We start from the raw sequence: 11,404 nt of genomic DNA, 5'->3' as shown, positions 1-11,404 counted from the left end.
TCACCCGTCCGCCGCTAGATCCATTAACGTCACCCCGAAGGGATCAGTTAATTTCACTCGCTCGACTTGCATGTATTAGGCACGCCGCCAGCGTTCGTCCTGAGCCAAGATCAAACTCTCCAAAAAAAGTTTGTCTACGATTGACACCAATCAATCATAGGTAATTCTTAGCAAAGAAGCTGCTAGCTTCTGTAATTCTTTAATAGAAAAAACAGGGTATGTTTCTTCTTGGCATTCGACCAACAAGTGCTGTCGCACTAGTTGGTTGCATAAGAATAACTAATAGGCATTCGCCTAAGTTATTCTAAACATACTGGTTGTTTTGTTCAGTTTTCAAGGAGCAAAAAGTTTGTTTTTGCTTTTCGCGTCAACTCTTATATAATACCATTTCTAAATTCCTTTGTCAACAGTTTTTTTATAAAAGTTTTTCGCTTTATTTTATCGCCTTTCAAATTAGCGACTTTATTAATATATCACGCTGTCGATTTAAAGTCAACAACTTTTTCAAATTAATTTGAGTAGCTATATTCTGTAAAAGCAACGTTATTTACTTTACCATGATTGTGGCCATTAATCAAGACTTTATTACTGGAAAATAGTGGATTAAAAAAGAGACAAGCCACTCTAAATTTAAGTGCTTGTCTCTTCACCTTCTTGCAAATTATCTATTACGCATTTGCGGGAATAATAATACATCACGAATAGATGGTGAGTTCGTTAATAACATAACTAATCTATCAATACCGATACCAAGTCCACCTGTTGGTGCCATACCATACTCCAATGCTTCTAGGAAATCTTCATCCATTAAATGTGCTTCATCATTTCCTTCTGCTCTTTCTTTAACCTGTGCTTCAAAACGTTCACGTTGATCAATTGGATCATTAAGCTCACTGAACGCATTAGCATGCTCACGAGCGACGATGAATAATTCAAAACGATCTGTGAAGCGCTCGTCTTCTTCATTTTTCTTCGCTAAAGGAGAAATCTCCACTGGATGGCCGTATACAAATGTCGGTTGAATTAGTTTTTCTTCTACTTTTTGCTCAAAGAACTCATTTACAACATGACCAAATGTCATATTGTCTTTAATTTCCACTCCATGTTCTTTCGCTAGCTCTCTCGCCTTTTCGTCACTCATATGCTCCCAGAAATCTACACCAGTATGTTCTTTTACTGCGTCAACCATGTGCACTCGTTTCCACTCAGGCTTTAAGTCTATTTTGTAGTCTCCATAGGTTACAGTTGTCGTACCTAGTACTTCCTCTGCAATATGAGCAACCATATTTTCAGTAAGGCTCATAATATCATGATAATCAGCATATGCTTCATATAACTCTAACATAGTAAATTCCGGGTTATGTCTAGTAGATACCCCTTCATTTCGGAATACTCTTCCTATTTCATATACCTTCTCCAGACCACCAACAATTAGTCGCTTCAGATGTAGCTCAATTGCAATACGCATATATAGTGGAATGTCTAACGCATTATGATGTGTAATGAATGGTCTTGCAGATGCACCACCTGGAATGCTATGCATCATCGGTGTTTCTACTTCTAGGAAGCCTTGGCCATCTAAATAGTTTCGCATTGCACGAATAATTTTACTGCGCATTACAAAGGTTTCACGACTTTCCATATTCGTGATTAAGTCTAAATAGCGTTGACGGTATCGTTGTTCCACGTCTTTAAGACCGTGATACTTTTCAGGAAGTGGTCTAAGTGACTTCGTAAGTAGTTGGAATTCAGTTACTTTAATAGATAATTCACCAACATTGGTTTTGAACATTAGTCCAGTAACCCCAACAATATCTCCAAGATCAATGGAGTTGAACACTTCATACGCTTCTTCTCCAATTGCATCTTTACGTACATACAATTGAATTTGTCCACTTAAATCTTGAACATGAGCAAAGCCTGCTTTCCCTTTGCCACGCTTTGTCATAATTCTACCTGCAATCGTAACTTGATATTTTGCTTCTTCTAATTCCTCTTTAGAGAATTGTTCATATTTTTCATGTAGTTCCTTCGCTAAATCTGTTCGGACAAATTTACCTCCAAAAGGATCAAGGCCTTGATTACGGTATGTATCGAGCTTTTCGCGCCGAACGCGCATATGATCATTTAATTCTTCTGACATTAGTATCAACTCCATTAATCAATTTTTTAAGATAAAGGTATAATTGGTTCGACCTTATAAATTCATTAAACAGTATCTCAACATAACCTTCATTTTACACCCGAAATGGCTTTATAATCAACTTATCACACTATATCGTGAACTAAAAGAAAAAACTGCTGGTTTTACGCCAGCAGATTTCTTCTAATATACATTTAGGAAACTTTCATTTCCGCTTCTACTTCTCTTACAAATTCAAATAATATATTCACTAGCTCATCACGAGTCTCCGCTTTGTTAATTTGCTTACGCGCTTTACCATTGCCTTCAATATCTTTTAAATACCAAGCTGCATGTTTACGCATTTCCATAATCGCTACTTTTTCACCTTTTAGCTTAATTAAACGATCCATATGCAGCAAACATATATCTACCTTTTCTTGTGGAGTTGGATTATCGATTAAGACACCAGTTTCTAGATATTTAACAATTTGGTAGATAATCCATGGATTTCCTAGTGCTGCACGTCCGACCATTACAGCATCTACTCCCGTTTCCTCTAAACGCTTCTTCGCAATTTCAGGACTATCAATATCACCATTTCCGATTACGGGAATATGAACAGCTGCTTTTACCTCTTTAATGATATCCCAGTTCGCATAACCTTCATACATTTGCTTTCTAGTACGTCCATGAAGACCGATGGCACTTCCGCCTGCCGCTTCGATAGCTTTTGCGTTATCAATAGCATATATATGATCTTCATCCCATCCGGTACGCATTTTTACCGTAACTGGTTTATCGACATTCTCTACAACGGCCTTCACCATGTTATAAATTTTATCTGGGTCTAATAGCCAGCGAGATCCAGCATCTATCTTGGTGATCTTCGGTGCTGGGCATCCCATATTAATATCAATAATAGAAGCATTTGTGTTTTGGTCAACATATTGTGCTGCTTGAACAAGGGATTCTTTATCTCCGCCAAAAATTTGAAGACTCATTGGCATCTCTTGTTCATCGATATATAGCATTTTCATTGTTTTTTGGTTTCGATTTAAGATTCCTTTATCACTAACCATTTCAGCTGTAATTAGGCCTGCACCAAATTCCTTCACGGTTAAACGAAATGCCCAGTTACTTACTCCAGCCATTGGAGCAAGTGTTACACGGTTTGGGATCGTGATGTCCCCTATATTCCACATATCTTATTCCTCCTTCCTACCTGTTAATTCTTCTATATCTATGTTTAGCGTTTCCGCTATCTGTTGGATTAATTTGTCAGATACTTCTCGTGTACCTCTTTCCATTGTACCAAGTGTGTTAAGGGATATATTCAGTTCCTTAGCTAGACGGACCTGTGTATACCCTTTTAGCTTCCGGAATGCCTTGATTCTTCTTCCTATTCGGCCTTTTTCCATACACGAATCTCCTCTTTATCTTGTTCTGGAAGATTGCGTAATAATTCAGCTACTGTTTTGCTTAACACTGGTACATTCAGACCCGGTGCAATCTCGTGAAGTGGGATTAATACAAATCCTCGTTCTCCCATTCTCGGATGTGGGAGGGTTAATCGATCTGTTTCCCTATTTTCGTTATTATAGACCAAAATGTCAAGGTCGATTGTTCTCGGTCCAAACCGAATCGTTCGCTCTCTCCCAAGTTCGGCTTCAATTCCTTGGCATACATCTAATAAGTTTTCTGAAGGTAAATCGGTATTTACTTCTACTACCATATTTAAAAAATCGGCTTGATCGGTATATCCAACTGGGGCAGTCTCATAAATAGACGACGCTTTGAGTAGCTGGATATGTTCATGCTGCTCTAATAGATTAATCGCTTTGTCTAAATACTCTGCTCTTGGTTCTATGTTTGTTCCTAATGCGATATATGCTTTATTCATTTCATTTCTCCCGATAGATTTCAACAGCTACAGATTGGTAATGCCCTGGTATTGGCGGATCTGGTTTTATTACTTTCACTCGACATGCTTCTAGTAGGGAGAATGAAGCTAATAAATCAGATGCCACTTCCTCTGCAACTGCTTCTATTAAATTTTTTGAACTGCCTTCGACGATTTTTTGTACATGCGCATAGGCTTGGCTATAATCAATCGAATCGTACATGTCATCACTTTTACCTGCTTTTTTCGTATCTAAATAGAGCTCTACATCTACTAAAAAACGTTGCCCTAGCTTTTTCTCCTCTGGTAACAACCCGTGGTACCCATAAAATTGCATATTGGTCAACATAATTTTATCCATTACTTATCCTCCACCCGTAGCATCGCATCCATCATTTTAGCTAGCTCTACATTAACTTTCACATTGTGTACTCGTACCATATGTGCGCCTTTAGTAATACCAAGACATGTTGTTGCTCCTGTACCTGTATCTCTTTCAGCAGGTGGTACATCTAATACACTACCTATAAATCGTTTGCGTGAAGTTGCTAGTAAAAGCGGGAATCCCATTGCGGTTAGTTTTTCTAGATTCTTCATCACAACGAGATTGTCTTTAGCAGTTTTCGCAAAGCCAATCCCCGGGTCAAGAATGATATTTTCCTTTGGAATTCCCGCTTTAAGAGCAATATCAATACTCTCCTCTAAATCCTGTTTCATATCATCGATAAGTGAAGTATAATTCTCATTCGTACGATTATGCATTAAAATAATCGGAACGTTATAATTTGCAGCAACAGAAGCAATCTCTGGATCTCGCTTTGCTCCCCAAACATCATTAATGATTTCTGCACCCGCTTCTACTGCTTGTCTTGCGGTTTCTGCTTTATACGTATCAATAGAAATTGGTATATGGATAGACTCCTTAACCGCGTTAATCATAGGTAATACTCGGCTGAGCTCTTCTTTAGCTGAGATTGGGTCATGATCCGGTCGGGTTGACTCTCCGCCAATGTCGATAATATCTGCACCTTGCTGCTCCATCCTAACTGCTTGTTGAACAGCCTTTTCAACAGAAGTATAATTTCCCCCATCAGAGAAGGAATCCGGTGTGACATTTAATATACCCATGATATGTGTTCTATCGGATAAGTTATATACTTTTGATTTTGTCTTTAATATCATATCATTCGTTTCCTTTCACCCTGAAATATCTAGTATCATTCTATCACATAACAAATTAAGGTATTAATTTAATGCCGCCTTAAGTTATCAAATCGGTTAGAGACCTTATGGTAATCGATTTTAGAGAGTGAATTAATTCGGATAAATATAGTTCGATATTCTATAAGAAAAGTAAAAATGAATAAAGGCTAGCATCAAGAATGATGCTAGCCTTTATCTCATTGTTTATTCTTCATCAAATTGATAAAGCGCAGTGGATAAATAACGCTCCCCATTATCAGGGAATACCGCAAGTACTTTTTTCCCTTTTCCTAGTTGTTTGGCAATCTTCTTCGCAGCAGCAACCGCAGCACCTGCAGAGATACCACCTAGGATACCATTTGTTTTCGCAACTTCACGGGATGTTGCGAATGCTTCTTCATTTTCGATTTGAATAACGTCATCATAAACCGCTGTATCTAGTACACCCGGAACAAAGCCCGCCCCAATTCCTTGGATTTTATGAGGTCCAGGAGTTCCACCAGATAATACTGGTGAATCAACAGGTTCTACGGCATAAATTTTGATATCTTGGAAATGTTCTTTTAGTACTTTACCAGCACCCGTTACCGTTCCACCTGTTCCGACACCAGAAACAAATGCATCAAGACCGTCCTTCATTTGTTCCACAATTTCGTTACCTGTTGTACGAGCGTGAACTTCTGGATTCGCTCGGTTCTCGAATTGCTGTGGCATGAAGTAACCCTCTTCTTTCACAAGCTCTTCCGCCTTTTTAATCGCACCCTTCATCCCTTCAGCACCAGGAGTAAGTACTAAGTTTGCTCCATATGCACGTAATAAATTACGGCGCTCCTGACTCATCGTATCAGGCATAACGAGTACTGCCTTATATCCTTTTGCTGCAGCCACCATCGCTAAACCAATACCTGTGTTTCCACTAGTTGGTTCGACAATAGTATCTCCTTCTTTTAGCTTTCCTTCTTTTTCCGCAGCTTCAATCATCGCAAGTGCAATACGATCCTTTACCGAGCTACCTGGGTTGAAAAACTCTAATTTCACATAAATATCCGCACTATCTCCGTCTGTTATTCTGTTTAATTTAACAATAGGTGTTTCGCCGATTAAGCCAGTAATATTATCTGCAACTCTCATTCCAAATTACCTCCTCATAATTCCCACTAAACAGATAGGATTTATATATAATGTAATTGTTAAGCCAAATATTGTCAAACCAAACGTCTAGAAATGGGCTATGGAGAATACAAATAAGTTCCTACTCTAGTTTATTCGTCGTATACCCATTCTATATCAACTTTTTCCCATAGCGGGTCGGCAACCAAGTTCTGATTGATTGATTGTAATGCAAGCTCATTTCGAATATATGGTTTCAGTTCTTCATAAGTAAATGTGATGTCCGGTAATTTTTTATGAAGGAATAAAATCGCCACACCATTGGATGTAACAAATGGTTCACTATACGCATATTCTTCCAGTTCCTTAGCAAAATCAAAGTAATTACTAGGGATAAATTCTGTAGTCGAAGAATTAAACCCTAAATAGCCACCATTTTCTTTCGTGTCCTCATCGATGGAATATTCCTTAGCAAGTAAGGAAAACGAAGCCCCTGCTTCTAATTCATCATATACTTTATTAGCTGTTTCTCTGTTGGCAACTAGAATATGAGATAGCTGAAAGGATTCGGAAAACTGATATTGATTATCGTATTTGGTGAAATATGCTTGGACATCTTCTTCAGGCACTTGAACGTCCTGGGCTAGTAATGCTTCTAATTGATAGCGATAGATGATGTCCTCTCTCCAACTTTCTTCTAACCCTTTCAACTCTTCTTCTGTTGTCAATCCTTGCATCGTCGTTAATAAGGCCATATCACGCTCGATTACCTTTTCACTCACGGTAATATTTTGCTCCTGTGCTAGCTTTTTTACAACCTCTTGATCAATTATAGTTTTTAGCTCTTTCTTACCATAACTTTCTCGTAACGATTTCATCCAATCTTGAAAAGATATTTCCGTGCCACCAATAGATGCAACTGGTTTTTGAGTGTCAACTTCTTCATCTTCAACTATCGATTCGTCTGATCTGTCGTTCTTCCAAAGCAACATGGTTGCGACATTTGTTATGAGAAGAACAACAATAACACTTAGTAGTAGTTTATTTGTCATCGTTTACTCCTTCCAATTACCTGGTAGCTCATAGCTGTTCCATTAACTCATTTAGCTCTTCTTCTGAGAAGTGATAGCTCTCATTACAAAAATGACAAGACGCTTCCGCCCCGTGATCTTCATCAATCATAGCTTGTATTTCTTCTTTCCCTAGTCCCATAATGGCATTTGCTAGCCTTTCCTTTGAACATTTACACTTAAATTGGACTGGCATCTTTTCATGTATTTTCACTTCTTCGCCTTCAAATAATTGGGTTAAAATTTCCTCTGGTGTTTTACCTGCTTGTACAAGAGAAGAAATAGGAGGAAATGATGTAATACGGCTCTCTAATTTATCAACAATTTCATCATCTGCACCAGGCATTACTTGTACAATAAATCCGCCACTAGCAAGAATGGTATGGTCAGGATTTACCAGCACCCCAGCACCTACTGCTGAAGGAACCTGTTCTGATGTAGCAAAATAGTACGTGAAATCTTCACTAATTTCTCCAGATACAATAGGGACTTGGCCGGTGAAGAATTCACGAAGTCCAAGATCCTTCACAACACTTAAGCTTCCTGTCGTACCAACTGCTCTTGCGACATCTAGCTTACCCTTACTATTTAAATCAAAATCCACATGCGGATTCGTTACATAGGCTCTAACCTCACCCAATGCATTAGCATCTGCAATAATAGCACCGATAGGGCCACCACCTTCAACCTTTATCGTTAAAGAATCATCTCCCTTTAGCATGGCACCCATCATAGCAGAGATTGTCATCGTACGCCCCATTGCTGCCGAAGCTGTAGCCCACGTGTCTTGTCGTCTTCTTGCTTCCTCTACCATATTGGTGGAACGAATGGCATAAGCACGAACCATTCCGTTAAATGTTGTTGCTTTTATTAAGTAATCTGACATGTTGTGTTTTGCTCCTTTTCATTTGTTATTGATTAATTTTATAAATTTCATATAAGCCCTTTAATGTTAAATATGGATCAACATAATCTATCGTCTCTGAAGCTTCCCCAATTAATGAGGCTAACCCACCAGTAGCAATTACTTTTGCTTCTTGACCAGCAGTTTGTTTGATTCTGTTCACAATACCATCCACTTGACCAATATATCCATAAAACACGCCAGATTGCATCGCTTCGACGGTTGATTTACCAACGACATTATCTGGTGCTTCTATTTCTATTTTCGGGAGCTTAGAGGCTCGTTGATACAATGCTTCCATGGAAATATTTATTCCTGGAGAAATGATGCCGCCACAATATTCCTTCGATTCATTGATATAGCAATAGGTCGTTGCCGTTCCAAAATCGATAATAATAAGCGGTGTATCGTGCTCCTGGATTGCTCCGACTGCATTTACTATCCGGTCGGCACCAATTTCCTTAGGGTTAGGATATCGCATTTTTAAATTAGTCTTTACGGTATCTTTACCGACGATAATCGGGTTAATCTGAAAGTACGTGTTACACATTCTTTCTAAAGCAAACATGATGGGAGGTACTACAGAGGAGATAACCACGCCATCGATATCGGCAAATTTGATTCCACTAAAATCAAATAATGATTTGATAAGCATGCCAAATTCATCTTCTGTTTTATAGCGGTCGGTTTTGATTCGCCATTGATATGCTAGTTCTTTATCATTAAAAACGCCTAATACTGTGTTTGTGTTTCCCACATCTAGAACAAAAAGCATGTTATAAGTCCTTCCTACCAATAATATGGTCCTTTAAAAATTAGAACCAGCTGACTTAAGGTAATGTGATATTTTCCGAACAGGTCTATACTTTACAAAAATAAGTATACTTAGGCCTGAAAGCAGCACTATTATTACCAGCCAGCGCTAGTGTAAAAAATTTAAGTCCTTAATAATATACCAAAATCAATTACGTAAGTGAAATTTCCTAACCCAAAACAAAAGGTAGCCTCATTAGAAGGCTACCTTGTTTCGATATGGTTAGTCGTTTTTGTTCTTATCTTCTTCTATTTCTTCGCGAAGCTTTTCGTCTGCCTTCTCTTTTGCTTCTTCAAAAGAGTCAACTGTTTCGTCATCTTTCTTCGCATTAATATTTACTTTCATATCATCCACTTCATCGTATTCTTCTGGATCTGGAAGAACACCTTTTTCAAATAGAGACTTAATTTGTCTTGCATCCAATGTCTCTACCTCTAGAAGTGTTTGTGCTATTAATTCTAGCTTATCGCGATTTTCTGTAAGAATTGTTTTCGCACGATCATAGCAATAGTTGATGAAGTTTTGCATTTCTGTATCGATATCATGAGCAACTGCATCACTATAGTTCTGCTCATTATTAATATCTCTACCTAGGAACACTTCTCCACCACCACTACTGTATTGAAGCGGTCCTAGTTTGTCGCTCATACCATATTCCGTAATCATTTTGCGTGCAATGTTGGTTGCACGTTGGAAGTCATTGGATGCCCCAGTACTTACTTCGCCAAAGACGATTTCCTCGGCAACGCGACCACCTAATAATCCGGTAATCTTATCGAATAGCTCTGGCTTCGTCATGAAGTAACGGTCTTCTTTCGGAAGCATTACTGCATATCCACCAGCTTGCCCACGAGGGACAATCGTTACTTTATGAACAACATCTGCCTCATCGAGCACCATACCAATAATTGTATGGCCACTTTCATGATACGCAACGATATTTCGTTCTTTTTCTGATATAACACGTGTTTTCTTGGCAGGACCTGCTATGACACGGTCGATTGCTTCGTCCACATCGGTCATATCAATTTCCTTCTTATCTTGACGGGCCGCAACTAGTGCAGCTTCGTTTAGAAGGTTTTCTAAGTCCGCACCTGAGAATCCAGGTGTACGCATTGCAATTGTTTTTAGATCAACTGAAGCATCTAATGGTTTATTTTTCGCATGTACTTTAAGTACTTCTTGACGACCTTTTACATCTGGTCGATCAACAGTAATCTGTCTGTCAAAACGTCCTGGACGTAATAATGCAGGGTCTAGAATATCTGGTCTGTTCGTTGCAGCTACGATGATGATTCCTTCGTTTGCTCCGAAACCGTCCATTTCTACTAGTAATTGGTTTAGTGTTTGCTCACGTTCATCATGGCCACCACCAAGACCTGCGCCACGTTGACGACCTACCGCGTCAATCTCATCGATAAATATAATACAAGGTGCATTTTTCTTCGCATTTTCGAATAAATCACGAACACGACTTGCACCGACACCAACAAACATCTCAACAAAGTCTGAACCACTAATGGAGAAGAATGGAACACCCGCTTCCCCAGCAACAGCACGTGCAAGTAATGTTTTACCAGTACCTGGAGGTCCAACTAAAAGAACCCCTTTTGGAATTCTTGCCCCAATTGCTGAGAATTTACGTGGGTCTTTTAAGAATTCAACTACTTCGACTAATTCTTGCTTTTCTTCATCTGCACCAGCAACATCGGTAAAACGAACTTTTTTCTTTTCTTCATTATACATTTTCGCTTTACTCTTACCGAAGTTCATCACTCGGCCGCCACCGCCGCCTTGTGCTTGACTAAGCAAGAAGAAGAATAAAAGACCAATAATTAAGAACGGAATCATTGTAGTTAGGAGTGTAACCCAAATACTAGGCTGATCCATTTGTTCTGTTTTTAAGGCACTTTGTTCTCTTGCCTTTGTTGTAATATCGGTGACGATATCGTTATTATCAGGTACTTGAGCAACAAATTGTTTGTCGTCATTTAATGTACCAGTGATACGCATAATGCCGTTCACAGGCTTCATCGTCATTTCTTTGACATTACCTGCTTCAAGTGATTGCATGAAATCATTCACATTTAATTCTTCTGCTTGATCATGCTGACCACTTAACATACTAATTACGGCTATAATAACCAGAAATATAATTAAGTAAAAAAACGCACTACGGAAAACTCGGTTCAATGCCCTACCTCCTCCCAAACGGGAAAAACTATTAACAATAGTATCACATGAAATTTAAATTTTACAACTAATTGCTCTTTGCATT

At 38.7% G+C, this 11,404-nt stretch carries 11 protein-coding genes and 1 rRNA gene; all 12 read right to left on the bottom strand.

Annotation, left to right across the window (positions count from 1 at the left end):
- Positions 1-126 (bottom strand): 16S ribosomal RNA (locus AAIB49_RS12400); the annotation flags it as partial.
- Positions 127-661: 535 nt separating this feature from the next.
- Entirely contained in the window at positions 662-2,143 is a 1,482-nt protein-coding gene (gene lysS / locus AAIB49_RS12395; RefSeq protein ID WP_339217526.1) for a lysine--tRNA ligase, read from the bottom strand.
- Positions 2,144-2,337: 194 nt separating this feature from the next.
- Entirely contained in the window at positions 2,338-3,327 is a 990-nt protein-coding gene (dusB, locus tag AAIB49_RS12390; protein ID WP_339217528.1) for a tRNA dihydrouridine synthase DusB, read from the bottom strand.
- Between the two features lie 3 nt (positions 3,328-3,330).
- Complete coding sequence (locus AAIB49_RS12385; RefSeq protein WP_339217530.1) at positions 3,331-3,543, bottom strand: helix-turn-helix domain-containing protein; 213 nt, start codon at positions 3,541-3,543, stop codon at positions 3,331-3,333.
- Positions 3,525-4,025, bottom strand: coding sequence for a 2-amino-4-hydroxy-6-hydroxymethyldihydropteridine diphosphokinase (gene folK, locus AAIB49_RS12380; protein WP_339217532.1), 501 nt, complete (start codon positions 4,023-4,025; stop codon positions 3,525-3,527). Before folK ends, AAIB49_RS12385 begins: the two co-directional genes overlap by 19 nt.
- A gap of 1 nt (position 4,026) precedes the next feature.
- Positions 4,027-4,386, bottom strand: a complete 360-nt coding sequence (folB, locus tag AAIB49_RS12375; protein ID WP_339217533.1) for a dihydroneopterin aldolase — start codon at positions 4,384-4,386, stop codon at positions 4,027-4,029.
- Entirely contained in the window at positions 4,386-5,207 is an 822-nt protein-coding gene (gene folP, locus AAIB49_RS12370) for a dihydropteroate synthase (RefSeq protein WP_343458185.1), read from the bottom strand. The genes folB and folP overlap by 1 nt, the downstream gene beginning before the upstream one ends.
- Before the next feature lie 225 nt (positions 5,208-5,432).
- Positions 5,433-6,359 (bottom strand): cysteine synthase A, encoded by a 927-nt coding sequence (gene cysK, locus AAIB49_RS12365; RefSeq protein ID WP_339217537.1) that lies wholly within the window; start codon positions 6,357-6,359, stop codon positions 5,433-5,435.
- Between the two features lie 131 nt (positions 6,360-6,490).
- The gene (locus tag AAIB49_RS12360) at positions 6,491-7,390 is read right to left on the bottom strand and encodes a peptidylprolyl isomerase (RefSeq protein WP_343458184.1); all 900 of its coding nucleotides are present in this window, start codon (positions 7,388-7,390) and stop codon (positions 6,491-6,493) included.
- 28 nt (positions 7,391-7,418) lie between these two features.
- Positions 7,419-8,294: an Hsp33 family molecular chaperone HslO gene (gene hslO / locus AAIB49_RS12355; protein ID WP_343458183.1), complete on the bottom strand. Its 876-nt coding sequence runs from the start codon at positions 8,292-8,294 to the stop codon at positions 7,419-7,421.
- A 25-nt stretch (positions 8,295-8,319) separates the two neighbouring features.
- Positions 8,320-9,087, bottom strand: a complete 768-nt coding sequence (locus AAIB49_RS12350; protein WP_343458182.1) for a type III pantothenate kinase — start codon at positions 9,085-9,087, stop codon at positions 8,320-8,322.
- Between the two features lie 261 nt (positions 9,088-9,348).
- On the bottom strand, positions 9,349-11,319 hold the full coding sequence (ftsH, locus tag AAIB49_RS12345; protein WP_343458181.1) for an ATP-dependent zinc metalloprotease FtsH: 1,971 nt from the start codon (positions 11,317-11,319) through the stop codon (positions 9,349-9,351).
- Positions 11,320-11,404 lie beyond the last annotated feature (85 nt).

It is taken from the genome of Ornithinibacillus proteolyticus, from assembly GCF_039581225.1.
GTDB lineage: Bacteria > Bacillota > Bacilli > Bacillales > Amphibacillaceae > Ornithinibacillus > Ornithinibacillus massiliensis.
The sequence above is the reverse complement of the archived record's forward strand: the minus strand, read 5'-3'. Positions and strand labels throughout refer to the sequence as shown.

Bases quoted from the DNA above. Each gene is read 5' to 3' on its own strand.
- AAIB49_RS12360 (WP_343458184.1), bottom strand. From the start codon at position 7,390: ATGACAAATAAACTACTACTAAGTGTTATTGTTGTTCTTCTCATAACA.
- folP (WP_343458185.1), bottom strand. From the start codon at position 5,207: ATGATATTAAAGACAAAATCAAAAGTATATAACTTATCCGATAGAACA.
- folK (WP_339217532.1), bottom strand. From the start codon at position 4,025: ATGAATAAAGCATATATCGCATTAGGAACAAACATAGAACCAAGAGCA.
- AAIB49_RS12385 (WP_339217530.1), bottom strand. From the start codon at position 3,543: ATGGAAAAAGGCCGAATAGGAAGAAGAATCAAGGCATTCCGGAAGCTA.
- cysK (WP_339217537.1), bottom strand. From the start codon at position 6,359: ATGAGAGTTGCAGATAATATTACTGGCTTAATCGGCGAAACACCTATT.
- AAIB49_RS12350 (WP_343458182.1), bottom strand. From the start codon at position 9,087: ATGCTTTTTGTTCTAGATGTGGGAAACACAAACACAGTATTAGGCGTT.
- dusB (WP_339217528.1), bottom strand. From the start codon at position 3,327: ATGTGGAATATAGGGGACATCACGATCCCAAACCGTGTAACACTTGCT.
- folB (WP_339217533.1), bottom strand. From the start codon at position 4,386: ATGGATAAAATTATGTTGACCAATATGCAATTTTATGGGTACCACGGG.
- hslO (WP_343458183.1), bottom strand. From the start codon at position 8,294: ATGTCAGATTACTTAATAAAAGCAACAACATTTAACGGAATGGTTCGT.
- lysS (WP_339217526.1), bottom strand. From the start codon at position 2,143: ATGTCAGAAGAATTAAATGATCATATGCGCGTTCGGCGCGAAAAGCTC.